Source organism: Hoeflea marina (assembly GCF_003182275.1).
Classification (GTDB): domain Bacteria; phylum Pseudomonadota; class Alphaproteobacteria; order Rhizobiales; family Rhizobiaceae; genus Hoeflea; species Hoeflea marina.
Window position 1 is genome coordinate 1 of sequence record NZ_QGTR01000011.1, and the last position, 24,590, is coordinate 24,590.

The window sequence follows — 24,590 nt, forward strand, 5'->3', positions numbered from 1 at the left end:
AGCCGGGGCGGAAATCGCGTCAAGGGATTGAAATTGCTGAATGGGAGTTGTGGAATCGTCCAACAGTTTCGGCCGGATAGGCTCGCCGCTTGCGCTGAGCCCACTCTCCCCCCTTGTGGGGGAGATGTCGGCGCAAGCCGACAGAGGGGGGCATGCCGCCACGCATCCGGACCATCGGGATATGCGGCGACCGCCCCCTCTGTCACCTTCGGTGACATCTCCCCCGCAAGGCTCCGTGATTCACACATTTCGGAGGTGGCTGGGCATGTTGACAGCGTGGGGCTCAATGACAAGAGCCAGGCGGCGGGCGGCAACAACCCCCTCACCTGCAATTTCTAGCGCTTAACTGCGTTAAGACGCTGAAATTGCTTCCTCTCCCACCAAGGGAGAGGGGGGTGCGCCGCGGCTTCCGCGTTTCCACCTCTCCCCTGGTGGGAGAGGACACAAAATCACAGCCTTGGACCGCAGGGCCAAGCTGTAGATTTTGTTGGTGAGGGGGTCGGAGGCATCCACAACGTTTCTTGCCTGCAAGCCGTAATCTCCGCGGCCCCGTCACCCCGACCCTTCCTGAGGTGCTTGCGTAGCGAGCTCGAAGGGCCGAGGTCCAGCAGCGCCGCGTCGGCGCGCGGGATGTCGGGGACAGTTTACTTTTGGCAGCGGATCAGGCCTCGGGCACAGTTTCCACAAGTAAACTGTCCCCACCTCTCATCCGCCGCACCGGCCTTCCCTCGCCCTTCGAGGCTCCCTGCGCTGCGGTCGCTCCTCAGGATGAGGGAAGGGGCAGCGCACCCTCCACACCGTCACGCATCACCTCAACTCCACAGCCATGGGCCACCACACCGCTGTGTGAATGCCGTCGACCGCCTATCCGAGCCGCAGCCGCGCCGCGATTGCCCAGTCCTCGATCGGGATCTCCTGGCCGGAGGCGGCCACGACGATGCTATCAAACCGGATCGTCCGACCGGCGAGTTCGGCGTTGAGGCGGGCGATCGCCGGCGGCTTCTTCTCTTCCGTGACGCCGTAGGCGAGCGAGATGTGCGGCAGGAAGCTGTCGATATCGCCGCGGCCGAACGTGGTCACCGCCGTGCGCTTGAGCTCGAGCAGCGGCCCCTCTGCGGCAAAGGCCGCAAACAGCGAGCGGAAGAACAGCGGCAGGCCACTCACCGCCGCGACCGGCGCCTCGAAGGCGGCGCGGCCGGAAAAATCGCGATCGAGCAGTGCCGCGAGCTCGTCGGCCGGCCGCCCCATGTCCTCGACCAGCGTCAGATGCGGGCTGAAGCGCTGCGTGCCGAATTCGTCCGCCAGCCGCCCGACGATACGGGAGAGCATGGCGTGGTCGGGGTCCGATGGCATCAGCCAGATGGAGTGACAGTGTTTCATTTGCCGGTCCGGGTTCGGGTGTTCAATGCATTTGGCCCGAAAGTCCTGCAGCTGCAATGGCCGGGCGCCGCGGCAGGCGCGTCAGGCCGCATCATGCGCTCTCGATCGGCCTGACGGTGTCGCGCACCACCAGCGGCAGTTCGAGTTCGGCGATGATCGGCGGCGCGCCCGGCGAGGACAGCCGCTGCTCGAGCACGCGCATGATCTCGGCTGCCTGCTGTTCGGCGTCCTGGCGGAAGGTGGTCAGCCGGTAGGCGCCCCACTCGGCTTCCGGGACGTCGTCGAGCCCGATCACCGACAGGTCGGCCGGGATCGAGATGCCCAGCATGTGGCGCGCATAGTCCATCAGCCCGAAGGCCATCAGGTCATTGACGCAGAACACGCCCTCGATGCCCTTCGACCGCGCCAGCAGCAGCGAGGCGGCGAAGGTGCCGCCCTGGTAGTCGGTGCGCTCGCCGCGCTCGACCGTCACCTCGAGCCCCATCTGCCCGGCGTGCCGCATGTAGGCCTGTTCGCGCTCCACCAGGTTGGGGCTGCCGACCCTGGAGGTGATCAGCCCGATCCGGCGCATGCCGCGCGCGGCGAAGATCCGCACCGCCGTTTCCGCCGCGCGGATGTTGTTGATCCTGATGTGGTCGGGTCCCTCCTCGCTGCGGCCCACCGCGATCAGCGGCTGGCCGTTGCGCTGCGCGAGATCGACGAAGGCCTTCGACGGCATGCCCGAGAGCATGATCGTCGCCTCGGCCCGGTAGCGCAGCAGCGTGGCATGCGAGGCGCGCGAGGCGGTCTCGCTCTTGTCTGTCGGGATCAGCACCGGCACCCGGCCGCTCGCCACCAGAAGACGCGAGATCGCCGAGATCTGCAGCGTCCGGAACGGCGTCTCGGAATCCGCCGCGATCATGCCGACGAGCTTGCTGCGGTTGGCAAGCAGCCCGCGGGCGAGATCGTTGACCTGGTAGCCGAGTTCCTCGGCGGCCTTCGTCACCTTCGCGCGCGTCGCCTCCGACACGCTCGCCCCGCGGGTGAAGGTGCGCGACACTGCCGAGCGCGACACGCCGGCTTTCCTCGCCACTTCGTAGGCGCTGATGTAGCGCGGCAGCCCGATGTCGAATGCGTCGTCCTTCTCCGCCATCAGCGCCCCACCTTGGACAGCACGTCGGCGCGAAGGAACTTCTCGATGACGAACATGAACGCGATCGAGGGCACCAGCAGCACGAGGGCCGTGATCGAGGCGATCTGGTAATTGCCGCCCGAACCCGCCGTATAAAGCAGCAGCGGCAGCGTGGAAACATCCGGCGCGCCGACGAAATAGGTACCGGTGAACTCGTCGAGCGATTCCAGGAACACGAAGATCGAGCTTGCCAGCAGCCCGGGTGCGGCGATCGGCAGCGTGACGTCGACGAAGGTCCGCATCGCCGAGGCGCCGATCGAGCGCGCCGCCTCCTCGAGTTCCCCATCGACCGCGGAGAATGCGGCAGTGGCGATCCACACCGCGTAGACCAGGCCGTGGGTGACATGCACCAGGACCACGCCGAGAATTGTCCCGTTGAGCCCGAACTGGTAGAAGATGCGGGCGATGTTGACATAGACCGGCAGGTTCGGAAACGCCTGCGGGATCAAGAGCAGCAGCAGGATCACCCCGCGCAGCGGCAGCTTCAGCCGCGCCAGCGCATAGCCCGCCGGAATGGCAAGCCCCACCGACACCACCACCGTCAGGCAGGCGATCATCACGCTGGTCAGCAGCGAGACCGTGGCGTTGCCGCGCGGCGAAAACACCTTGGCCCAGTAGGTAAAGCCGTATTCGAGCGGCAGCGCGTGCGGAAAGTACCAGCGCTCCGTGACCGCCCACAGCACCAGATTGGTCAGCGGCCCGAAGATGGCGAAGGCCAGCAGGCCAAGGCAGAGTCCGCGCGGGATCCATTTGAGGTCGTTCAAAGTCAACGGTGTTCCCTCATGGTCTGGCGCAGATGGATCCAGGCCACCACGCTGGTGGTCATGAGCGAAATGACGCCAAGCGCGTTGGCGACGCCGTAGTCGCCATAGGCGTTGATGCGGAATGCCATGCTGGCGGTGATCATGGTCGGCGACTGGGCGTTGATCATCAGCGGCACCGACAGCACCGACATCATGGTGACGAAGCTCAGGATCAGGCCGACCAGCAGCGTCGGCAGCACCTGCGGCAGGATGATCTCGACCAGGATGCGCAGCCGGCTGGCGCCGAGATTGCGTGCCGATTCGATCATCGCCCGGTCGAGCGAGGCCATGGCGCCGGCGATGAGCAGCGTGACGAACGGGGTCTGCTTCCAGACGAAGGCGATGACAATGCCGCGCCAGTCGAGAAAGCTGATCGTCTGGGCGGCGGTCAGGATTCCGCTTTCCATCAGCATCGAGTTCATCAGCCCGTTCTTGGCCAGGAAGGTGCGCAGGATCTGGCCGACGACGATGAAGGGAATGAACAGAGGCCAGCGGTAGAGCCATTTCAGGATCGACACCGCGCGCGGATTGTTGCCGAGCGTCAGGTAGCCGCCGATGGCGATCGAACAGAGCCCGATCAGCACGGACGACAGCAGCACGATGACGATCGTGAAGACGATGTCGGAGCTGTAGAGTTCGAAGGCCTTCTGGAAATTGCCGATGCCGAAATTCCCGTCGACATCAAACGCCCCCGTGATCGAACTCGCCAGAGGCACGATGAACAGCAGCGTCACCACCAGCAAAGCCGGCGTGACGAGAAGAAGGCCGAGAAACGGAACCGGCATGGTGATCACCCGAATGCGGTTGGACGGGACAGCCCGCGACCGGCGCGGGATGGGATGCGCCGCGCCCCGAAGGCCGCGGCGCTGTTGCTGTCAGTTGCCGACCTGGCGCTCATAGGCCTCCAGGATCGCGGTGTTGTAGGGCGCGATCGGGAAGGACTTGCCGTTCTTCGCCAGATCCTCGGGCGAGATGTCGGTGAACAGCTTGTCCCATGTCGCGGCATCAAGCTTCGACTGCACCAGCTGCGCATCGATGCCCGGATACCAGTTGAAGCGCTTGACGATGCCTTCGGCCTGCACTTCCGGGCTGGTGGCAAGGTTGACGAACTTCTCCGCCAGGTCCTTGTGGCCGCTCTTTTCCGGAATGACATAATGCATCGGCTGGCCGGGCATGCCGGGTGCCGGCAGCACCAGTTTCATCTCCGGCGGCAGCTTGCCGTCGGCCTTCCAGGAATAGAACATGTCGACCCAGACCGGCCCCATGGAGATCTCGCCGCGGCTGAGCATGTCGAGCGTGCCGGCGTTGCCGGGCGTCAGCGTGGCGTTGGTGGTGAAGTCCTTGAGGCTGGCGAAGGCGTCGGACCACTTGGCGGTCTCGGCCTCCTCGAAGGGACCGTTCATCAGCTTGTCGGCGTCGCCGGCGAAGGCATAGATCCAGCCCATGACGAAGCTCACGCCGGAGGCGCCGCCCTTGATGCCGTTGTAGCCGAACTGCTTGGGATTTTCCTTGGCCCAGGTCGCCAGTTCCTCGTAGCTCCTGGGCGGAGTGGGGACCAGCGCCGGGTTGTAGGCGAGCGCCGTCTGGCTGGAGAACATCGGCATCACATAGCCGTCGACATTGGTGCCGAGCGCCATCTTCGAATTGGCGCCGGTGGCAAGCTTGCCGTTCTCGATGTCGCCGCGATAGGCGTCGAGATAGCCCTTTTCGACCATCGGTCCGGCGAACTTCTCGTGCACCACGGCGACGTCGGCGTCCCAGGTGCCGACATTGGCCTGGGCCTGGGCGTCGAAGCGCTCGAGGATCTTCTGCGAGCCCGCATCGCCGGGGCCGGTGCCGACGGCGCGAACGGTGGTTCCCGGGTTCTGGGATTCAAACAGCGGGCCGAGATATTCGTTGACGTAGTCGACCATGTTCTGGTCGCCGGCGGTCAGCACCGTCAGTTCCTCGGCCAGAACCGGCGATGTGGTCAGTGCAAGCGCGACAAGCGGATAACAGACTTTTCTCATCACAAAACTCCCTTTGTGGTTGCCCAATGGCAGATGCAGCGCGTCGGTCAGGGTCTGACCGCCGTTGACGGCGAGAGCCCTTGCGGGCGCTCACCAGAGTGTGAAATCGGCCGAAAGGCCGCTTCCAGGGCGGTTCCGCCCGCTTCCCTCCCCGCCCTACGAACGGGGAAACAGATAGAGCCGGTCGTCCCGGATGCGCAGATGCACCGCCGTGCCGGCCTCGAAACAGTGCTCGGCGTCGACCATGACGGTGCGCTCGCCGAGATGGATGACATGGCGCCAGAGACCGCCGGGATAGCTCACCTGGCCGACCACGCCCTCGAGCTGCAGCACGCCCGGGCCCGGCTCGCCATCGCTCCCGCGCGCATCGACGAGGCTGATGGCCTCGCTGCGGAAGCGCGCCATGGCGGAACCGCTCGCCAGGTCGCGGCCCTGGCGGCTCAGCGCGGCGCGGCGGTTGTGCGGCCCTTCGGCGACAATCAACGTTTCTCCACCGGCAAGGACGTCGAGATCGATGACGTTCTCCGCCCCCATGAAGGCTGCGACGAAGTCCGAGGCCGGCTGGTTGTAGACCTGCTGCGGCGTGCCGACCTGGGCGATCTCGCCGCCATTGAGGATGACGATCCGGTCGGCCATCACCATTGCCTCCTCGCGATCATGGGTGACATGCACCGCGGTGATGCCGAGCCGGCGCTGCAGCGCGCTGATCTCGTGGCGGACGGTCAGCCGGATGCGCGCGTCGAGATTGGACAGCGGCTCGTCGAGCAGCAGGATGTCCGGATTGATCGCCAGCGCCCGGCCGAGCGCCACCCGCTGCCGCTGGCCGCCCGAGAGTTCGCCCGGCTTGCGCCGGCCGAGCGCGTCGAGCCCCAGCAGCGCCCTGACCTCGGCGATGCGCGCCGCGGCGGCGCCCGCGCCGACCCGGCGGATCTTGAGCCCGTAGCCGATGTTCTGGTCCACCGTCATGTGCGGCCAGAGCGCATAGGACTGGAACACCAGCGCCATGCCGCGCCTGTCCGGCGGCTCGCGGGTGACGTCGCGGCCGTCGATGCGGATGGCGCCGTGGCTCGGCGTGTGAAAGCCGGCAATGGTGCGCAAAAGTGTCGTCTTGCCGCAGCCCGACGAGCCCAGCAGGGCCACGAACTCGCCCTTGGCCACCGACAGGTCGACGCCCTTGAGCACCTCCAGCTCGCCGTAACTCACCCGTGCGCCCGCAACCTCAAGATAACCGCCCAACAATCTGCTCCCTGCCTGATTTCACGGCTGCACAGCTGTGCATCGCGAGCCAGAAGCGCTTTCGCGCCACAGGCATTTCCCCACCTCAATCCGCCGATTGAAGCGATATTCCCGTCGCACGACTGACAAGATCCGCCAGTCCAGGGGCCGCGGCCAGAACGGCGCCGCCCGATTCGAGGCTGCCGTCCCCGAGAAACGCGCAGACCCCGCCGCCCGCTTCCTCGACCAATAGCAGGCCAATAAGACAGTCCCATGAATTCATGTGGCTTTCCGCATAGGCCTCGTTTCGGCCGTCGGCGACATAGGCAAGACCGAGCGCGCCGGAGCCCGCGCGGCGCACGTTGAAGCCCTGGTCGATCAGCGTCTCGAGAGTGCGGAGATAGGTAGCCTTGGCAATTCGCGTCGACCAGCCGAGTTCGACTGTCGCCGATTGCGCCGAAACGGCGGATGACACCCGGATCGGCTCGCCGTTCAGCGTTGCGCCCTGCCCCCGGCGGGCGAAATAGAGATCGCCGGCCGCCGGGTTGCAGATCGCACCGAGCTCGGTCCGGCCATCGTGGACAAAGGCGATGGCCACGCAGAAATGGGGGATGCCGCGGGCAAAGTTGGCAGTTCCGTCAATCGGATCGACCACCCAGACATCGCCGGATGCGGCGCCGCCGCTCTCCTCGCCGAAGAATCCGTCCTCGGGAAAGGCCGCAACAATGCGCTGGCGGATGAAGGCCTCGCACAGGCCGTCGGTTTCGGTCAGGTAGTCCTGCGGACCCTTCATGTCGAAGGGCCGGGCACGGCCAAAGCCGCGCATCACCAGCGCGCCTGCCTCCACGGCCAGGCCGCGACAGAACGCAGCTCTCTCCTCAAGCCGAGCCATTCTCACTCCCCGCAGTCTCCTCGGCTTCAGGATTGCACAGCTGTGCAAATCCGTCAACGTTGAACCAGTCCCGGGATGCTCGCTGCCTCGGCCGGAGCACCTGACCGATAGTCGCTTGGTCGAAATGCGCGCTCGCGCCGCGTGTTCCGCGAGCGGAATGCTTACAACCGCACCGGAACTGGATCTCGAAAAATGGCCGACGATCGGCTGCTTCGCGTTGCCGTCAATCCTTCGCAACCGCCCCGCGCAGGCCGAAGCGGCTGAGCTTCTCGTTCAGCGTCCGCCGCGGAATGCCGAGCCGTTCGGCGGCCATCGCGCAGCGCCCGTCGCAGGCGTCCATGGCGGCGCGGATCTCGGCGATCTCGAAGGCGGCAAGCCGGTCGGGAAGGCTGCTTCCCGCCGTCCCGCCGGAAGAGGCCGGCATGCCTGCCAGTTCATCGAGGCCGAGCGCGAAGCGCTCCGCCCGGGCTTTCAGTTCGCGCACATTGCCGGGCCAGTCACCGGCGCAAATCGTCGTCTGGATCGCCGCACCGATTTCCGGATCGGGCCGGCCGTGGCGCTGCGCCGCCATCCGGGCAAAATGCGTGAACAGCAGCGGGATGTCGTCCTTGCGGTGGCGGAGCGGCGGGATCCGGATCTCGGTGCCCGCCAGCCTGTAGAACAGGTCCTGGCGAAAGCCGCCGCCGGCAATCGCCTCGCCCAGATCGGTCTTGGCAGCCGTCACCACGCGGATGTCCACCCGGCGGGGCACGTTGTCGCCCAGCCGCTCGATCTGCCGCTCCTGCAGCACCCTCAGGATCTTGGCCTGCAGCCCGGCCGGCATCGATTCGATCTCGTCGAGAAAGATGGTGCCGCCGTCGGCATATTCGAACTTGCCCTTGCGCTCGGCCTGCGCCCCGGTGAACGCTCCCCTGGCGTGACCGAAGACCTCGCTTTCGAAGATGCTCTCGGGGATGGCCGCGCAATTGACCGCCACGAACGGCCCCGCGCGCCGCGGACTGCCGTCATGCAGCGCGCGCGCCACCAGTTCCTTGCCGGTGCCGGTCTCGCCGATGATCAGCACGTCGATGTCGATGGCGGCGAGCGTGGCAATGCGGTCGCGCATCAGCCGCATGGCGGAACTGTCGCCGATGATGCCGCCGCTGTCACCGGCCGCCACCAGCCGCTTGAGCCTGGCGATCTCGCGGCCCATCCGCCGCTTGCCAACGGCGCGGTCGAGCACGCTCACCAGGTGGTCTGCGTCATAGGGCTTTTCGATGAAATCCTCGGCGCCCTGCCGCATCGCGCTGACGGCAAGCGCCACGTCGCCATGGCCGGTCATCAGCACCACCGGCAGATCGGGGCGGCCCGCGGTGATGTCGGAGAGCAGCGCCATCCCGTCCCGGCCCGGCATGCGGATGTCGGTGACCACCACGTCGGGATCGGTCTCGTCGATGCGGCCTGCCACCCGATGCGGATCGGCCACCGCCGTGACCTCGAAGCCGGAGACCTGCAGCCAGTCGCTGGCGGCCGCCAGAAGGTCGGCGTCGTCGTCGACCAGCAGCACCCTGCCGCGCCCGCTCATTCTGCGGCCACCCGCTGCGGTGGGGCGACGGGCATGCTGACCGTCGCCACCGTTCCGCCGCCGGGTGCGGACGAGAAGACGATGTCGCCGCCGAACTCAGCCATGATGGCATTGGAGATCGACAGGCCGAGACCGAGGCCCCCGCCGGAGATCTTGGTGGTGAAGAACGGCTCGGAGATCCGCGGCATCAGCTCGCGCGAGATGCCCGGCCCGTTGTCGCTCACCCGCACCGTCAGTCGCGCGCCGGCGCTCTCCCGCTCGACCGTCACCGCGCCCTGGGCTGCGCCCTCGACCGCATCGAGCGCATTGACGATCAGGTTGATCAGCACCTGCTCCAGCTTCACCGCCACCGCCGGCACGAAGGGCGGCGAGCCCTCCGGCGCGAAATGCGGCGTCACGCCGACGCTGCGGGCGCGCGCCGAGACGACCTCGAGCGCGTTGCGGACCGCCTCGTCGATGTCGACCAGCGTCAGTTCGGCGGCATCCCTGCGGCCGAAGCTCTTGAGGTGCTTGACCGTGCGCTGCATGCGGCGGATCAGCGCCCGCGCCGCCTTGAGCCTCTCGCCCACCGGCCCGGCATCGATCTGCCGCGCCAGCGCGTCGGCTGTGGCGAGCGTCGTCTCGAGCGCGGCCAGCGGCTGGGCCACCTCGTGCACGATTGCCGCCGACATGCGCCCCAGCGCCGCCATCTTCTCGGAATGGATCAACCCCTCCTGGGCGGCGCGCAGGTCGGCCTCGGTGCGGCGGCGGATCTCGTTCTCGCGCGCCAGTTCGCGGGTGCGCTCGCCCACCATCCGCTCCAGCATGTCGGTCTGTCTCAGTCTGAGCTGGGTGAGCACCCGGCGCTGCCCGAGGTAATGCACGCCGCCGGCGGCAAGCAGCCCCGAGAGCCCGGCCACCAGCGCCCAGAAGCCGGCCCGGTCGCGCGCCGCGGCGGTGTCGGTGGCCGAGAGGATCAGCCAGCCGTCCGGATCGACCGGACGAAACCGCGCCAGCAGCCCGGAGCCGCCGGCGCCCGGCGCAAATTCCGTCCCGCCCGCGCCGGCCGGCGCTGCCGCGCTGCCGCCCTCGAGCAGCGGCCGGGCGCTCGCGAGCTCGATCCCCTCATAGGTGCGCTCCTCGGCGATGCGCGCCTGCGCCTGCGCCGTCAGCGGCGACAGCGGTCGGTATTTCCAGTCCGGATTGCCCGACAGGAACACCACGCCGTTGCGGTCGGCGATCGCCGTCTGCGCGCCGGCCGCCTGCCATGCTGTTTCCAGCGGCTCCAGATCGACCTTGGCCACCACGACGCCGATGATGCCGTCCCGGGTCAGGAGCCGCGAGGACAGGAAGTAGCCGGGCCGGCCGGTGGTCACGCCGATGGCGTAGTAGCGGCCTTCGCCGCCGGCCATGGCGTCGCGGTAATAGGGCCGGAAACTGTAGCTGTTGCCGACGAAGCTGCCGGGCTCGTCGTGGTTGCTGGCCGCCAGCGTCAGGCCGGCATCGTTGAGCACGTAGAGCTGCGCGGCCCCCGACTGGCCGGCCACCGTCCTGAGATAGGCATTGGCAGCCTCCACCGCGTCCCCGTCGCCCGGCCGCGCGATCAGCTGCCGGATGCGGGCGTCCTCGCCCAGCACCCGCGGCAGGTAGCGGAAGCGCTCGACCTCGCTCTCGATCGCCCGCTTGGTGACGATCAGGTTCTGCTCCAGCCCCGCCTGCAGCGCCGAGATGGCGGCGCCATGGGCCACGTACCAGGCAGCCAGCGAAGCGATCCCCGCTGCCGCCAGCATCAGCAGCGTCAGTCTGCCGTCGCGTCTGTGCATCCGCATCTCCGCCGCCTCTCCCTCGCCAGCCTCCGCAAGACTAGCCGATCGCCGCGGCCTGGCAAATCCGTCCCCGGCACACCGTCTGCTCATGGGTCGCAGGGCCGGAGCGTGATGCCGTCGCCGGCGAGCGCGCCGAGATCGGTGCACGCCCCGTCATGACAGAGATGCCAGGCCGACACCGTGGCGCCGGATTGCGCCAGCGACAGGCTCTCGACCGGGGCGAGCCGCGGCGTCCAGACCCACCATCCGTCCCGCAGCACCGCGCCCTCGCCCGGATCCATGCCGGCGCCGGAGCCCTTGACCGAGGCCTCTGTCAGCGCCAGCCGATCGCCCTCGATCGCCCAGCTCTCGCGCCATTCGGTCTTTTCCACCGAATGGGTCCAGGACAGGGTGAAGGCGGTGAGCGCGATCGCCGTCATCTTGCCGGCGGCGATCACGCAGAGCGCCGCCGCCATCAGGCCGGCTCCGCCACCGCCCGCATCTGCCGCCAGCACAGGAAGGAGAACACCGCCGCCAGCGCGAAGCCGATCTCGTCGGTCACCGGCAGCGACGCCACCAGCGTGAACGAGGCCGCCAGCGCCAGCAGCCGGAGCGGCCAGCCGAGCGGGCTGCCGAGATAGCCGATCACCACCGCGCCCCACAGCCCGATCGCCAGCACGGTCTTGGCAACGACATAGATCACCGCCGGGATGTAGCCGATCTCGGCCGCCAGCGGCCCGCCGTCCTGCAGCATCAGCGCCGGCGTGTAGACCGCCATGAACGGGATGACGAAGCCCGCCGCCGCCACCTTGATCGCCTCCATCGAGATCTTCAGTCCGCTCTCCCTGGCGATCGGTGCCGCGGCGAAACAGGCCAGCGCCACCGGCGGCGTCAGGTCGGCGAGGATGCCGAAATAGAAGACGAACATGTGGCTGACCATCAGCGGCACGCCGAGCTTGAGCAGCGCCGGTCCGGCGATCGACGAGGTGATGATGTAGTTGGGGATGGTCGGAATCCCCATGCCGAGCACGATGCAGGTGATCATGGTCAGCACCAGCGACAGGAACAGGCTCTGCTCGCCCACAGAGACGATGAACTGGCCGAAGGTGTTGGCGGCCCCCGTCAGCGTCATGGTGCCGATGATGATGCCGACGATGGCGCAGGCGACGCCGACCGGCAGCGCCGTCTTGGCGCCCTCGGCCAGTGAATCCCGGCAGATGATCAGCGTCTCGCGCCCGCCCTTCGACAGCGCGTTCCAGGCAATCAGCGCCGCCACCGCCGCCAGGATGACCATGATCCCGACCTTGAAGAACGTGGCAGCGACCACGCCGAGGCAGATCCAGAAGATCACCCTGAGCGCCGGCTGCGAGAAGCCGAGCGCGATCGAGCCGCCGAGGATCAGCAGCACCGTCAGCGCCAGCCCGACCGTGCCGGCAAACAGCGGCGTGTAGCCGGAGAACAGCAGATAGACCAGCACGCCGAGCGGCAAGAGCAGGTACCAGCGCTCGCGCAGCGCCTTGACCGGCGACGGCAGCTCGCTTTTCGCCAGCCCCACCAGATTGTACTTGCCGGCCTCCAGATGCACCATCCAGAAGGCCGAGGCGAAATAGAGGATGGCCGGGATCAGCGCCGCCTTGACCACCTCGTGGTATTCGACGCCGAGCGTCTCCGCCATGATGAAGGCCACCGCCCCCATCACCGGCGGCATGATCTGCCCGCCCATCGAGGCCGTGGCCTCGACCCCGCCGGCAAAGGCCGGGCGGTAGCCGAATTTCTTCATCAGCGGGATCGTGAACTGCCCGGTGGTCACCACATTGGCGACGCCGGAGCCGGAAATCGTGCCCATCAGCCCCGACGAGATCACCGCCACCTTGGCCGCACCGCCGCGCTTGTGGCCGACGAGACCGAGCGAGACATCGGTGAACAGGCCGATCATGCCGGCCTTCTCCAGGAACGAGCCGAACAGGATGAACAGGAAGATGTAGCTCGACGACACGAAGATCGGGATGCCGTAGATGCCTTCGGTGCCGTAGGCCATCTGGTCGATGACCTGGGAAAAATCGTAGCCGCGGTGGTTGAGCGGCGACGGCAGGTGCTGGCCGAACAGGCAGTAGGCGAGAAACAGGCCGGATATGATCGGCAGCGCCGGGCCCATGATCATCCAGCCGGCCAGAAACACCGTCGCCAGCGCGATCACGCCCATCACCATGTCGCGCGGCAGCGGATCGCCGGCGCGCAGCAGGAGCGGCGTGAACTCGACATACTGGTAGAGCGCCACCGCGACGCCGAGCCCGGCGAGCGTCCAGCAGGCGGCCTTGGCGGCGATGCCGTAATGGCGAACCGCGCCGATCAGCGGGAAGGTCAGCAGCATCAGGAAGCCGACATGGAAGGCGCGCACGATCTGGCTCGAGAAATTGACCAGATGCGCCGCCGTGGCGATCTGGAACAGCGAGAAGGCGACGGCGATCCAGAACAGGATCCGGCCTTCGACGCTCGCCGGAAAGCTGGCCGCGAGCGGGTCGTGCAGGTCGAGGTCCGGGGTGTTGGCAGGCTTGGTCTGGGCGGAGTCATGCAGCATGTGTTGTCTCCCGAAACGCTGCAGCAGGGACATCGCGACGGAACCCGGTCAGGGCTCCGTCACTGATGATGCAGGTCAGTCCGGCCGGGGGCGGCGAGCGACTGAGTGCCGCCCGCCGCGCCCTGGCCGAAGCTGTTACATGATGCCCTTTTCCTTGTAGTAGCGCTCGGCGCCGGGATGCAGCGGGATCGGCATGCCGTCCATGGCCTTCTCGAGCTTGATCTGCGCCGCTGCCTTGTGGGCGGATTCCAGGTCCGGAAGGTTCTCGAACAGCTGCTTGGTCATCTCGTAGGCGAGATCGTCGCTGACATCGGAATGGGTGACGAGGAAGTTGACCACCGCCACGGTGCCGACATCGGCATCCTGGCCGGTATAGGTGCCGGACGGGATCGTTGCCGAGATGTAGGGCGCGCCGAGTTTGGCCACGATTTCTTCCGGCACGGCCACCATCTGGATCTCCACCGAAGTGGACAGGTCTTTGATCGAGGAGACCCCGAGACCGGCCGACTGCAGCGTCGCGTCGAGCTGCCGGTTCTTGATCAGCTCCACCGATTCGGCGAACGGCAGGTATTCGGTCTTCGACAGGTCGTCATAGGACATGCCGGCGGCGGCGAAGATCGCCCGGGCGTTGAGTTCGGTGCCGGACTTGGCGGCACCCACCGAGACGCTCTTGCCCTTGAGGTCGGCCAGCGTCTTGATGCCGCTTTCCTTGGAGGCGACGATCTGGATGTAGTTCGGATAGACGGCGGCGATGCCGCGCAGCTTGTCGAGCGGCGCCTTGAAGCCGGCATCGGCATTGCCTTCGGCTGCGAGCTTGACCGAATCGCCCAGCGCAAACGCCAGTTCGCCCTTGCCCTGCTGCAAGAGGTTGAGGTTTTCGACCGACGCCTTGGTCGACTGCACCTGGGTGCGGGCGCCTTCGATCTTCTCGCCGTAGATCGTCGACAGGCCGACGCCGAGCGGATAGTACACGCCGGACGTGCCGCCGGTCAGGATGTTGATGAACTGGTCCTCTGCCTGCGCCGGAGCCTGGACCAGGCCCATGGCGCCCGCGGCCAGCATTCCGACAAAAGTTCTGCGTTTGAAAGACGTCATGGAATTCTCCTCAGGTTCAGTGACGTTGAATGGCACGGCGCTCCTCCGCGCCATTTCGTGCCCAGTCAGTCTAGCAATTGGCGTGCCAGAAAGCCAAACCCTTGCGTTCCGGGGCTATGTGCAGAACCGCGTCATAATGTTGGCAATATTTTGCCCAAACACAACGATGACCTGGCAACATCTTGCCAATAGCGAAATATTGCAGCCGCATTGTCCGCACTGCCGCCCGAACCTGTCTTCGAAATCCCAGGATAAGCTAGAAGCCAATTAGACCTAACGAGATAGTAGGTCTGCTTCCTCTTCTGCCCCACTTCGTGCCTTAACGACGAGAACGACACGAGCGCCATAGTTTGGAGATGTCCGTGGCTTAAAATAGCGGCGGACGACTTCGTATACGGTGTGGTTTTCAGCTAACATTCGATCCGCGCCTCTTGCGACGCCGGGATTCACAATATAATCGCCGATCACAGGAATAGTACCAGCCAGTTCTGGCAGATCGTAGCCTTCTCTATCATATTCAAAACCACGCTCTGTCTCATGATAGATGACAATGTAGGGTTCAGACATGTCCATATTCACTACCTCCATTAGGCGATCTACTGTCATCACGATCTGACGTCAGAAAAAATGCAAACCTAAGGCTGTATTTATAGAAGTGCTTTACGACCCACCTAAACGCATCGAGGCGGTATCTGATCAACCCTTATGCCGTCCGCCGCTGCCGCTTCCATTTGGTCTTCGGCACCTCGCCCGAGGCTTTCAGCACCGGATAGGCGATCGAGGTCAGGTGGCTGTTGATGCGCTTGAGGTCACGCAAAATGTCGAGATGCACCGAGGAGGTGCCGATGGTCTCGGGATTGCCCTCGCCGAGGCGACCGAGATGGGTTTCCACCGAGCGCCGCTCGAGGTCGCGCACCTCCGCCTTGGCCGAGTAGAGCATGCGGGCGAGATCGACATCGTCGGTGACGAAGGTGTTGACCGCCAGCTCGAAATTCGCCGACACCGCTTCGTGCAGAGAGCAGATCTCGGCGAAGCCCTGGTCCGAAAAGCTGATCCGCGCCGCCAGCTTCTTGCCCGCCAGGTCCATCAGCCCGCCGTCGATGATGTCGCCGATATGCTCCATGTTGGCGGTGAAGGCGAGGATGTCGAGCGCCCGCTGCGTCTCCTCGGCGGAGAGCTGTTGCTGCATCACCCGGGCGATGTAGAGCTTGATGGCGTCGAACAGCCTGTCGACCTTGTCGTCGTTGGCGATCGTCGTCCGCCGCAGCATGTCGTCGTTGTTGCGCAGCACCGGCAGAACGGCGCGCATCATGCCTTGCGTGATGTCGGCCATGTTGAGCGCCTCGCGCTTGGCCAGCGCCAGCGCCTTGACCGGATTGTCGATCAGATCCTGGTCGAGATATTTCGGTTCGAACAGCCCCTCGTCGGCAGCATTGGCAGGCAGCGTCAACCGCGCCAGCCTGACGAGCGCCGGCGCCGCGATCAGGCCTGCCAGCGAGACGGCCAGGTTGAGCCCGAGATGGAACAGCGCCGGGAACACGGCCATCCCGGCGTAGCTGCCGGCGGCCTCGACGATGATGCCGACCAGCGGGAAGGCGATCGCCACGCCGAGCACGCGCACCATCAGATTGGCAGTCACCGGCACCCGCGCCTCCAGCCTGGCGCCCCAGTTGGCCACCGCCGGCAGCAGCCCGCTGCCGATATTGGCGCCCAGCACCATGTAGAGGCCGCTCTCGAGGCCGAGCAGGCCTGAGCCGACGAAGCCGATCGTCAGCAGCACGATGGCGAGGCTGGAATGCGCGAGATAGCTCATCACCAGCGCCAGCAGCACCAGCAGGAAGGGCTGTCCGGCGAGAATTTCCAGCACGGTGACGAAGCCCTGCTCGTGGCCGAGCACGGCGGCGGTGCGCGCGATCAGGCTCAGCGCCAGCAGGATCAGGCCGAGCCCGGTCACCGCGCGCATCAGGCTGCGCTTCTTCGTGTCCTCGGTCGACATGAAGCCGAAGACGCCGACGGCCATGAGCAGCGGCGAGAGAAAGGTGATTTTCTGCGAGGCCACCAGCACCGCCAGCGCGGTGCCGATGTCGGCGCCGAGGATCGTCACCAGCGCCGTCGTCGCCCCCAGCACGCCCCTGCCCGCGAAGGTCGCGACGATCATTGCCGTGGCCGCGCTGCTCTGCAGCAGCACCGCCACGCCGATCCCGGCGCCGAAGGCCGGAAGGATGCGCCCCTCGGCACGGCCGGCCCACTTTTGCACCTGGACGCCGAAGGCCCGCATCACCCCGGTGCGCACCATCCGGAGCCCCCACAACAGGAGGGCGATGGCGCCGATGAGCTCTGCGAGAAAAGACATGGAATGATTGAGCCATTGCTGAAGGGAAAGGAATGTTCATCCTATCACCGCCGATTCATCCACCGCAACGGCTCTGTCACAAAACTGTCATAAATATCTCGGACGACGACACAAGCCGCTCATATTGTTGGAATAATATAATCGGGGACGATGCCGGAGCGCTCGATGTAGCGGGCGGGATCGAGCCCCTTGAACAGGCCATGATCCGAAACCAGCACCGTCGACCATCCGGCCGCCGCCCCCCCCAGCACATCGGTGTGCAGCGTGTCGCCGATCATGCAGATCCGCCGGCGGTCGGCGTGCTGCGGCAGGGCCGCCATCACCAGCTCATAGACCGAGCCGAACGGCTTGCCGTGAAACTCGACATCGAGGCCCAGATGCTGCGCCAGGCGATGGCCGCAATAGCCCGGTTCCGTCGAGAAGCCGGTCTCGCGCGGCGCCACGATATCCGGATTGGCGACGATCACCGGCCTTGGGCGCGCCTTCAGCGACGCCTCCAGCAGGGCCTGCCGCTCCGCGGTCCACACCAGCGTCGACAGCAGCAGGAACGCCTCCGCCCGCTCGTAGGCGGCGGGGTCGTCCTCGAGCGCGATGGCGTCCGGCGCGAGCTCGGCGGGATCGAAGCCGGGCGGCGGCATCACGCACCAGACGCCGCCGCAGCGCTCCGCCATCACCGTCTCTGCCGCCATGCGGCTGGAGATGATCTCGTCAGGCGAGAAATCGAAACCGAGCTTCCTGAACTTCTCCGGCGCCTTCGCCGCCGTCAGCGAGGCGCCGTTGGTGACGACGAAGAGCCGCTTGCCCATGGCCCTGAGCCGCGCCACCGCTTCCACGGCCCCGGGAATGGGCTGATCGCCGACATTGAGCACACCGAAGGCATCGAAGACGAACACGTCGAAGCGGCCGGCCAGCGACACAAGGTCGTCGGCGCCGGCCGCCAGCGCCGGATGGCGCGCACCGGGCAGTCGGTGGCGCACATGCTCATAGGCCAGGAACGCCATCTCGCCGTCGAACCGCGGAAAAAGCTCGCCCAGCGGATCGCCGGAGGTCAAATGATCGCTCCGCGCACCTTTGCCGAGACCCATTCGCCGACGACGACGGCAAACAGGATGACGAGGAGAATCAGCGTCACCTGCGGCCAGGCCAGCGTGTTGAGCGAAGACTGCAGCTGCAGCCCGATGCCGCCGGCGCCGACCAGGCCGAGGACCGTGCTCTCGCGGATGTTGATGTCCCAGCGAAAGACGCTGATGCCGGCAAAGGCGGGCAGGATCTGCGGCACGATGGCATAGGTCATCACCTGCCAGCGGCTGGCTCCGGTGGCGGTGATCGCCTCCACCTGCTTCTCGTCGATCTCCTCGATCGCCTCATAGAGCAGCTTGGCGCAGAAGCCGATCGAGCGCAGCGCGATCGCCATCAGCCCGGCAAAGACGCCGGGGCCGACGATGGCCACCAGCAGCAGCGCCCAGATCAGCGAATTGATCGAGCGGGTGGCGACGATGATGAACAGCGCCACCGGCCTGATGAACAGCGTACTCGGCGTGGTGTTGCGCGCCGCCAGAAACGCCACCGGAACCGCCAGGAACAAGGCCATGACGGTGCCGAGCGTCGCCATGTTGAACGTGTCCCACAGCGGCCCCCAGAGCTTGTCCATATAGGACCAGCGCGGCGGCCAGGCGCGGCCGCCGATGTCGGCTGCAATGCGCGGCGCGTCCCAGACGAAGAACCAGGTGGTGGCCTCGGAGATGCGCTGCCAGCACCACATGAAGATGGCGACGGCGGCAAGATAGCTGCCCCAGCGGATGAGCGTCTGGTTGCGGTTGCGCAACTGCCAGACCTTGGCGCCCTTGATGTCAGTTGAAACCGGCATTACTGCACCTTTGCCCTGATGATGCCGGAGAGATATTCCAGCGCCATGACGGTGACGATGATGATCAGGAGGATCGCCGCCGCCGTGTCGTATTCGTAGCGGTCGAACGCCGTGTTCAGCGTCGCGCCGATGCCACCGGCGCCGACCAGGCCGAGAACCGCCGATTCGCGGAAATTGATGTCGAGCCGGTACATCGACAGCCCGATCAGCCGCGGCATCACCTGCGGCTGCACGCCGTAATTGATCCATTGCAGCCAAGAGGAGCCGGTGGCGCGGATGGCCTCGGCCTGCGCCTTGCTCATCTCCTCGATGTCCTCGGCAAGCAGTTTCGACATGAAGCCGATGGTGGCAAACGACAGGGTGAGGAAGCCCGCCAGCGGCCCGAAGCCGAAGATCGCCACCAGCAGGATGGCGACGATGATCTCGTTGAGCGCGCGCGACAGCGAGACGATGGCGCGGCAGACGAGATAGACCGGCAGCGGCGCGATGTTGCGCGCGGCCCCGAGCCCGATCGGGACCGACAGGCCGATACCGACCACGGTCGAGGTGATGGTGATGATGACGCTCTCCAGAATGCCGGCCCAGATGTCACCGCCGCGGGAGACGAAATCCGGCGTGAAGAACGCGGTGACAAAGGCCCAGCCGCGGCTCAGGCCCTCGGCAACGCGCGACCAGTTGACGTCGATCGAGGCGACGGCCAGCACGACATAGGCCAGCGCGCCGATGAACAGGGTCCAGCGCAGCGCCGGGTTGGCAATCAGAGGCGGCTTTTTCCAGGCTTTGCCGATCCTGTCGTCAAGGGCAACCGCGGTCATGACGCCGCCACGTCCGCTTCGGCGTCTTCCTCGTCATCGACATTGCGGATGGTCGCCTGCCAGTCTTCCTCGCCATAGATGCTGGTCAGCACCTCTTCGGACATCTCGGTGGGTTTGCCGTCGAAGGCCAGTTCGCCCGCCTTCAGCCCGACGATGCGTTCGACGAACATCTGCGCCAGCGCCACATCGTGGATGTTGATGACGGCGGCGAGATCGCGCTCGGCGCACAATTCGCAGATCAGCCGCATGATCTGCCGCGAGGTCTTGGGGTCGAGCGAGGCGGTGGGCTCGTCGACCAGCAGCAGCCGGGGATTCTGGATCAGCGCGCGGGCGATGCCGACGCGCTGGCGCTGGCCGCCGGAGAGTTCGTCGGCGCGCTTGTCGGCCATCGCCATCAGGCCGACGCGATCCAGCAGCCGGAACGCCTCATCGACATCCGATTGCGGATACTTGCGCAGGAAGGAGCGCCAGAAGCCGACATAGCCGAGCCGCCCGGAGAGCACGTTCTCCATCACGGTGAGCCGCTCCACCAGCGCGTATTCCTGAAAGATCATGCCCATCTGGCGGCGCATCTTGCGCAGTCCGCCGGTGCCGAGAGCGGTGATGTCGGTGCCGTCCAGGATGACGCTGCCCGAAGTGGGTTCAACGAGCCGGTTGATGCAGCGGATCAGCGTCGACTTGCCGGCGCCGGATGGTCCGATCAGAGCCATGACCTGTCCCTTGGGAATGGTCAGCGTGACGTCCTGAAGCGCCTTGTCGCCGGTGCGATAGGTCTTGGTGAGTTTCTTGAGTTCGAGCATGGGGCCCCGTGGTCGGCAGGAAAGAGGCGCCGCGGAGTGCCGCGGCGCCAGACAGGAAACGACGCAGCGCCGCATACGGCGCTGCGTCCCGGAACCGGATCAGCCGCAGGTGTATTTCACGTCGTTGGCGGTGTCGATCTTGCGCACCACCTCCCAGAAATCCTTGTAGTTCATTTCCAGGAACTGGCCTTCGTTGGACTTCTCGAATTCCTTCTGCAGCGACGAGCCTTCCCAGGGGAAGGTCAGGAACGCTTCCTTGATCTTGGCCTGCAGTTCGGGCTTGAGGTTGTAGACCACGCCGAATCCGGTGGTCGGGAAGGTCTGCGACTTGTAGATCGACTTGACCTGCTCCGGCTTGATCACCTCGCGCTCGATCATCCGCGACATGACCGAGTTGGCGATGGCCGCCGCCGGATAGTCCTTGTTGGCCACGCCGAGGATCGAATTGTCGTGCTTGCCGGAGAAGGCCGGCTCATAGTCGGTCCCCGCGACCATGCCGTATTCGGACTTGAGCAGCGCCGAGGGAGCCTTGAAGCCGGAATTCGAGGTTTCCGCCGTGAAGGCCAGCGTCTTGCCCTTGATGTCCTCGACCTTGTCGATGCCGGAGCCCGGATAGGTGATGATCTCCATCTCGTAGCCGAACGAGCCGTCGAGCGACGCCATGATGGTGAAGGGCCGGAATCCGGCGCAGTTGACCGCCAGCGGATTGGAACCGGTGTTGAAGCCGGAAATGTGCAGGCGGCCCGAGCGCATCGCTTCGATCTGCGCCGCATTCGACTGCACCGGGAAGAACACTGCCTTCTTGCCGGTGGTCTTTTCCAGATAGGTCAGGAAATCGGCCCAGGCTTCCTTGTAGACCGCGGGGTCCTCCACCGGCGTATAGGCGAAGATCAGCGTGTCCGGATCAAGCAACTGCGATTCGTCCGTCGGAACATCGGCGATGAGGTCGCCGTCAACGTCACAATAGCGTGTATCAAGCGTGCCACGCGGGCAGTCCTGTGCCGCGGCCGTACCAACGCTGAACGCCGAGATCGTCACAATGGCTGCGGCAGACAGCAACAAGTTTTTGATTTTCATGAGTTTTCCTCCCTCAGTTCGTGTCTCCGCCCGGATCGTACATTTATGACACTTTTGTGACAACCGCCAAAATGTTCCATTTTCTGTGGAGAACGAAACAAATCTGCCACTGCCCCCGGCATGCCGCATCGGGCGTGCGGGTCGGAGGCTTCATCGGCGCATCCCCATACCCTGGCTGCGGGCCGAGCGGAGCGGCTCAGACGACGGCGGATTCGAGTATCGGCGAGAGGTCGATGTCCGCCTCGAAGCTGCAGCAGATCGCGTGGATCCGGTCGCGCAGCTGCGGCGTGATCGGGCTTGCGCCGACGGCCGGCCGGCGAAGCTCGTCGGCCGGCTCCAGCAGCGCGTCGGTCAGCAGATCGGCCACGATCGCCTCGTGGCCGATCTGGCCGGCAATGCGCCGGGCCAGCTGCAGCGGCTGCGCCAGCATCTCTCCGTCCCCGGAAACCCATACCGGCTCCACCAGCCCCGTCGACTCGCAGCTTTTCCACGAAACGAAGAAACGCAGCAGCCAGCCGAGACGCAGGTCCGTGAGCATCTCAAGCCGCTCCGCGTCGTCGAGCAGATGGTAATTGCAGGGCAGTCCGTCGGGAACCGCCGGCGCGTCATCCGCCCTGCCCGCGCGCGCCGCCACGGCGCCGGCGTCGAGCAGCACCAGCTGATCGAGCAGGTTGCGCGTCATCAACACCGGCCGCACATTGAACAGCCGCATCTGCCCGCACAGATAGGGCGTGCACACCAGCGCGTGGCGGGCGACATAGCCGAGCCCGTTCATGCCGCCGCGGATCAGGGCCAGTTCGTCCGTCTGCTGCTCGATCTGGAACTGGCCGAGGGCGAGGCTCGCCGCGGGGGACAGCGTCGAGGCCGAGAGGTCTGCTTCCGGAAGTCCGATGCCCTTTCGCAAGGCGCCTGCGAGGAAATCAGCCGCCGGGTCCGGCGCGGCGGCGACGAGCAGGTTGAGCTGGGTCGAATAGCGGCAGCTGAGCTTGGCCCGCATCACCAATTCCGAAAACTGGGTCGGTTCCGGCCTCAGCCGGGCCGCGTTCTCGGCACCGATCGGCGGCAGGTAGAACGGGTGCGCCTGCGCCAGCGCCGCCGCCACCTCCAGCCCGAGGCTTGGCGGAATGCTGAGCATGAACTCGCGGCAGCGCCGGTCGAGCTCGTCGGTGTCGCTCAACAGGGCAATCTGCCGCATGAAATTGGTAACGTCGCTCTGCACGATCTGTCCTTCGGATGGGGAGGCCGACATTAGGCCCGCGAACTGGCGCGGAGCTTCCCTTGCAGCGCCTTGCCGCCACCGCCGTCGGGATGACGCGGCTCGCGCTCGCCCTGCGTGGGGGCCGCCGGCGCCATCGGCAGCGCCGTCCGGTCAGGCTGCGCCGGCCTCAGCCCCTGGCCAAGGCGCTTGACACCGCATGCGCCACCATGATGTCGAGATGGGCGCCGCCGCCGTTCTTGAACACCGTGATCTCGTCGTCCGACTGCCGGCCGATGCTGCCCTGCACCAGCGCGTGCATGTCGCCGAGAATGTCGGCGCGGCTGATGGCGCCGCTCCTGAGCGGGATCTCCACCTCGCCGATATGGCCGATGGTGGTGGCGAAGCTGTCGACGAACAGCCGCCCGCGCCGGAGCGTCGTGTCGTCGGCCTCGCGCATCGCCGGCGTGTAGGCGCCGACCAGGTCGACATGGGCGCCCGGCCTGATCAGCTCGCCCCTGATCAGCGGCTCGGTTGCCATCGTCGCCGACGAGATCAGGTCCGCCTGCGGCAAGGCCGCATCGAGATCGGCGGCGAATTCCGCGCTGACGCCGCCGGCACTGATCTCGGCTGCCAGTTCCTCGCCGCGGGCGGCGCTGCGATTCCAGATCAGCACCCGGTCGATGCCCGGCCGCACGGTCCGGTGGGCGGCGATCAGCTGCCCCGCCATGGCGCCGGCGCCGACCATCAGCATGGTGCGCATGTCCTTTCGGGCCAGGCAGTCGGCGCCGAGCGCCGAATCGCCCGCCGTCTTCCAGGCGGTCAGATCGACCCCTTCGAGCACCGCCACGACGTCGCCGCGCGCCTCGTCGAACAGCAGCACCTGACCCTGCACCGAAGGCAGCGCCGGGGTCTGCGACGGATTGTCCGGATAGATCGTCACCGCCTTGGTGCCCGAGGCCAGGCCGGGAATCCAGGCCGTGCGCACCAGCATCTTGCGGCCGCCATCCTCGACCAGTGCGTCGGCGAGCTTCGCCGGCGCCAGCCGGTGGCCCTGGCGCAACGCCTCGATGATCATCGGCCATGAGCAGACCGATGCGATGTCCTTGCCAGTTATGATGCGCATGCCGGATATGTCCTCGCTGGCGCGGCCGCCGTGCCTGCCATTGGACTACCGGCAGGGGCTGACCGCTGTTGATCCCGTCCGGGTTAGCGGAAAGCCTGCCGTCTTGTCCACCGCTTCGGACAGACGGGCGTTCCAGGCGGCAGATGCCGCGGGGACCTCGGGCAGCTCAGGACTTCGGCCTGGTCATGATCTCGCGCAAGTCGGCCAGCGTCTGCTGCATCGAGTCCTGCAGCACCTTGAAGGTGTCCAGTCCCGACTTCTGCGCCATCTCGGCGATCTCGCTGGTGTTGCGCAGCGTCGCCTCGAAGGTCTTGCGGGCGAAATCGCTCTGCGCCGCCATCACCGATTTCGGCGTCGAATCCTGACGCAGCCGTTCGGCCATGGTGGAGATCTCGTCGAGCGTCTCCTGCATCATGCCGCGCTGGCGCTTGAGAATCTCGCCTGCCCCGGAGCCGGCCTTGCGGGCCGCCTCGTCCAGCGCCGCCAGGTTCTTGCGGTGGCGGTCCACAAGTGCTTCCAGTTCCGGGGTCGGCAGTTTCAGGTCCCTGCCGAAATCCATGAAGATCGAAGCAAAGTCCGGTGCCGGTTCTGTCTTGGCCATGGTGCTCTCCCATTGGTGCGGGCCCACGCCGGCAGCAGGCGGGAATGCCCGCGCCTCGGAGCCTGCGGACAACATAGCGCGCCCGACCCGAGGTTCAATCGCCGCAGGCAAGCGGCGGCAACCGAAAGATCAGGCATCGGGCGAGGGTGAAGCCACCGCGTTGCCGCCTTTGCGCCTTATCCGAAAAACGCCGCCCCCACCCCTTGAAATTCCATATTGCAATGCACAATTATATTGCAGTGCACAACGAAATGTGCCATTTCCA

Annotated in this window: 22 protein-coding genes; all 22 read right to left on the bottom strand. The window is 66.2% G+C overall.

From position 1 onward, the window contains the following. Nucleotides 1-864: 864 nt before the first annotated feature. Nucleotides 865-1,380: a 2'-5' RNA ligase family protein gene (locus tag DFR52_RS23550; RefSeq protein WP_146215663.1), complete on the bottom strand. Its 516-nt coding sequence runs from the start codon at nucleotides 1,378-1,380 to the stop codon at nucleotides 865-867. A 91-nt stretch (nucleotides 1,381-1,471) separates the two neighbouring features. Continuing rightward, on the bottom strand, nucleotides 1,472-2,512 hold the full coding sequence (locus DFR52_RS23555) for a LacI family DNA-binding transcriptional regulator (protein WP_110034539.1): 1,041 nt from the start codon (nucleotides 2,510-2,512) through the stop codon (nucleotides 1,472-1,474). Next, nucleotides 2,512-3,321 (bottom strand): ABC transporter permease, encoded by an 810-nt coding sequence (locus tag DFR52_RS23560; protein WP_110034540.1) that lies wholly within the window; start codon nucleotides 3,319-3,321, stop codon nucleotides 2,512-2,514. Before DFR52_RS23560 ends, DFR52_RS23555 begins: the two co-directional genes overlap by 1 nt. Beyond that, nucleotides 3,318-4,139 carry an ABC transporter permease gene (locus DFR52_RS23565; protein ID WP_110034564.1) on the bottom strand — a complete coding sequence of 274 codons (822 nt, stop codon included), beginning with the start codon at nucleotides 4,137-4,139 and terminating at the stop codon, nucleotides 3,318-3,320. The genes DFR52_RS23560 and DFR52_RS23565 overlap by 4 nt, the downstream gene beginning before the upstream one ends. A gap of 90 nt (nucleotides 4,140-4,229) precedes the next feature. Further along, nucleotides 4,230-5,363, bottom strand: coding sequence for an ABC transporter substrate-binding protein (locus DFR52_RS23570; RefSeq protein ID WP_110034541.1), 1,134 nt, complete (start codon nucleotides 5,361-5,363; stop codon nucleotides 4,230-4,232). Nucleotides 5,364-5,519: 156 nt separating this feature from the next. Then, nucleotides 5,520-6,599, bottom strand: coding sequence for an ABC transporter ATP-binding protein (locus DFR52_RS23575; protein WP_110034542.1), 1,080 nt, complete (start codon nucleotides 6,597-6,599; stop codon nucleotides 5,520-5,522). 85 nt (nucleotides 6,600-6,684) lie between these two features. After that, on the bottom strand, nucleotides 6,685-7,470 hold the full coding sequence (locus DFR52_RS23580) for an inositol monophosphatase family protein (RefSeq protein WP_110034543.1): 786 nt from the start codon (nucleotides 7,468-7,470) through the stop codon (nucleotides 6,685-6,687). Between the two features lie 223 nt (nucleotides 7,471-7,693). Beyond that, nucleotides 7,694-9,034, bottom strand: coding sequence for a sigma-54-dependent transcriptional regulator (locus DFR52_RS23585; RefSeq protein ID WP_110034544.1), 1,341 nt, complete (start codon nucleotides 9,032-9,034; stop codon nucleotides 7,694-7,696). Continuing rightward, nucleotides 9,031-10,836 carry a sensor histidine kinase gene (locus DFR52_RS23590; protein ID WP_210205902.1) on the bottom strand — a complete coding sequence of 602 codons (1,806 nt, stop codon included), beginning with the start codon at nucleotides 10,834-10,836 and terminating at the stop codon, nucleotides 9,031-9,033. Before DFR52_RS23590 ends, DFR52_RS23585 begins: the two co-directional genes overlap by 4 nt. An 89-nt stretch (nucleotides 10,837-10,925) precedes the next feature. After that, entirely contained in the window at nucleotides 10,926-11,294 is a 369-nt protein-coding gene (locus DFR52_RS23595; protein ID WP_110034565.1) for a DUF1850 domain-containing protein, read from the bottom strand. After that, nucleotides 11,294-13,396: a TRAP transporter permease gene (locus tag DFR52_RS23600; RefSeq protein ID WP_110034546.1), complete on the bottom strand. Its 2,103-nt coding sequence runs from the start codon at nucleotides 13,394-13,396 to the stop codon at nucleotides 11,294-11,296. The genes DFR52_RS23595 and DFR52_RS23600 overlap by 1 nt, the downstream gene beginning before the upstream one ends. A gap of 135 nt (nucleotides 13,397-13,531) precedes the next feature. Beyond that, nucleotides 13,532-14,491: a TAXI family TRAP transporter solute-binding subunit gene (locus tag DFR52_RS23605; RefSeq protein ID WP_110034547.1), complete on the bottom strand. Its 960-nt coding sequence runs from the start codon at nucleotides 14,489-14,491 to the stop codon at nucleotides 13,532-13,534. Nucleotides 14,492-14,764: 273 nt separating this feature from the next. Next, a complete protein-coding gene (locus tag DFR52_RS24360) occupies nucleotides 14,765-15,058 on the bottom strand; it encodes a hypothetical protein (RefSeq protein WP_146215664.1) in 294 nt (97 codons plus the stop codon). 136 nt (nucleotides 15,059-15,194) lie between these two features. Next, nucleotides 15,195-16,844 carry a Na/Pi cotransporter family protein gene (locus DFR52_RS23610; RefSeq protein WP_110034548.1) on the bottom strand — a complete coding sequence of 550 codons (1,650 nt, stop codon included), beginning with the start codon at nucleotides 16,842-16,844 and terminating at the stop codon, nucleotides 15,195-15,197. A 119-nt stretch (nucleotides 16,845-16,963) separates the two neighbouring features. Beyond that, complete coding sequence (locus tag DFR52_RS23615; RefSeq protein ID WP_245415471.1) at nucleotides 16,964-17,896, bottom strand: HAD-IIA family hydrolase; 933 nt, start codon at nucleotides 17,894-17,896, stop codon at nucleotides 16,964-16,966. Next, nucleotides 17,893-18,711: a phosphonate ABC transporter, permease protein PhnE gene (gene phnE / locus DFR52_RS23620; protein ID WP_110034550.1), complete on the bottom strand. Its 819-nt coding sequence runs from the start codon at nucleotides 18,709-18,711 to the stop codon at nucleotides 17,893-17,895. Before phnE (DFR52_RS23620) ends, DFR52_RS23615 begins: the two co-directional genes overlap by 4 nt. Further along, complete coding sequence (phnE, locus tag DFR52_RS23625) at nucleotides 18,711-19,526, bottom strand: phosphonate ABC transporter, permease protein PhnE (protein WP_110034551.1); 816 nt, start codon at nucleotides 19,524-19,526, stop codon at nucleotides 18,711-18,713. The genes phnE (DFR52_RS23620) and phnE (DFR52_RS23625) overlap by 1 nt, the downstream gene beginning before the upstream one ends. Then, nucleotides 19,523-20,326 (bottom strand): phosphonate ABC transporter ATP-binding protein, encoded by an 804-nt coding sequence (phnC, locus tag DFR52_RS23630; protein WP_110034552.1) that lies wholly within the window; start codon nucleotides 20,324-20,326, stop codon nucleotides 19,523-19,525. Before phnC ends, phnE (DFR52_RS23625) begins: the two co-directional genes overlap by 4 nt. A gap of 99 nt (nucleotides 20,327-20,425) precedes the next feature. Next, the gene (phnD, locus tag DFR52_RS23635) at nucleotides 20,426-21,403 is read right to left on the bottom strand and encodes a phosphate/phosphite/phosphonate ABC transporter substrate-binding protein (RefSeq protein WP_110034553.1); all 978 of its coding nucleotides are present in this window, start codon (nucleotides 21,401-21,403) and stop codon (nucleotides 20,426-20,428) included. Between the two features lie 196 nt (nucleotides 21,404-21,599). Then, entirely contained in the window at nucleotides 21,600-22,622 is a 1,023-nt protein-coding gene (locus DFR52_RS23640) for a hypothetical protein (protein ID WP_146215665.1), read from the bottom strand. A gap of 166 nt (nucleotides 22,623-22,788) precedes the next feature. Further along, the gene (locus DFR52_RS23645; protein WP_110034555.1) at nucleotides 22,789-23,724 is read right to left on the bottom strand and encodes an ornithine cyclodeaminase family protein; all 936 of its coding nucleotides are present in this window, start codon (nucleotides 23,722-23,724) and stop codon (nucleotides 22,789-22,791) included. 166 nt (nucleotides 23,725-23,890) lie between these two features. Then, nucleotides 23,891-24,325, bottom strand: a complete 435-nt coding sequence (locus DFR52_RS23650; RefSeq protein ID WP_110034556.1) for a phasin family protein — start codon at nucleotides 24,323-24,325, stop codon at nucleotides 23,891-23,893. Nucleotides 24,326-24,590 lie beyond the last annotated feature (265 nt).

Excerpts from the sequence above, each read along its gene's own strand:
- phnC (WP_110034552.1), bottom strand. The coding sequence starts at position 20,326 with ATGCTCGAACTCAAGAAACTCACCAAGACCTATCGCACCGGCGACAAG.
- DFR52_RS23580 (WP_110034543.1), bottom strand. The coding sequence starts at position 7,470 with ATGGCTCGGCTTGAGGAGAGAGCTGCGTTCTGTCGCGGCCTGGCCGTG.
- DFR52_RS23645 (WP_110034555.1), bottom strand. The coding sequence starts at position 23,724 with ATGCGCATCATAACTGGCAAGGACATCGCATCGGTCTGCTCATGGCCG.
- DFR52_RS23570 (WP_110034541.1), bottom strand. The coding sequence starts at position 5,363 with ATGAGAAAAGTCTGTTATCCGCTTGTCGCGCTTGCACTGACCACATCG.
- DFR52_RS23650 (WP_110034556.1), bottom strand. The coding sequence starts at position 24,325 with ATGGCCAAGACAGAACCGGCACCGGACTTTGCTTCGATCTTCATGGAT.
- DFR52_RS23600 (WP_110034546.1), bottom strand. The coding sequence starts at position 13,396 with ATGCTGCATGACTCCGCCCAGACCAAGCCTGCCAACACCCCGGACCTC.
- DFR52_RS23590 (WP_210205902.1), bottom strand. The coding sequence starts at position 10,836 with ATGCACAGACGCGACGGCAGACTGACGCTGCTGATGCTGGCGGCAGCG.
- DFR52_RS23550 (WP_146215663.1), bottom strand. The coding sequence starts at position 1,380 with ATGAAACACTGTCACTCCATCTGGCTGATGCCATCGGACCCCGACCAC.
- phnE (WP_110034551.1), bottom strand. The coding sequence starts at position 19,526 with ATGACCGCGGTTGCCCTTGACGACAGGATCGGCAAAGCCTGGAAAAAG.
- DFR52_RS24360 (WP_146215664.1), bottom strand. The coding sequence starts at position 15,058 with ATGTCTGAACCCTACATTGTCATCTATCATGAGACAGAGCGTGGTTTT.
- phnE (WP_110034550.1), bottom strand. The coding sequence starts at position 18,711 with ATGCCGGTTTCAACTGACATCAAGGGCGCCAAGGTCTGGCAGTTGCGC.
- phnD (WP_110034553.1), bottom strand. The coding sequence starts at position 21,403 with ATGAAAATCAAAAACTTGTTGCTGTCTGCCGCAGCCATTGTGACGATC.
- DFR52_RS23585 (WP_110034544.1), bottom strand. The coding sequence starts at position 9,034 with ATGAGCGGGCGCGGCAGGGTGCTGCTGGTCGACGACGACGCCGACCTT.
- DFR52_RS23610 (WP_110034548.1), bottom strand. The coding sequence starts at position 16,844 with ATGTCTTTTCTCGCAGAGCTCATCGGCGCCATCGCCCTCCTGTTGTGG.
- DFR52_RS23605 (WP_110034547.1), bottom strand. The coding sequence starts at position 14,491 with ATGACGTCTTTCAAACGCAGAACTTTTGTCGGAATGCTGGCCGCGGGC.
- DFR52_RS23555 (WP_110034539.1), bottom strand. The coding sequence starts at position 2,512 with ATGGCGGAGAAGGACGACGCATTCGACATCGGGCTGCCGCGCTACATC.
- DFR52_RS23565 (WP_110034564.1), bottom strand. The coding sequence starts at position 4,139 with ATGCCGGTTCCGTTTCTCGGCCTTCTTCTCGTCACGCCGGCTTTGCTG.
- DFR52_RS23595 (WP_110034565.1), bottom strand. The coding sequence starts at position 11,294 with ATGGCGGCGGCGCTCTGCGTGATCGCCGCCGGCAAGATGACGGCGATC.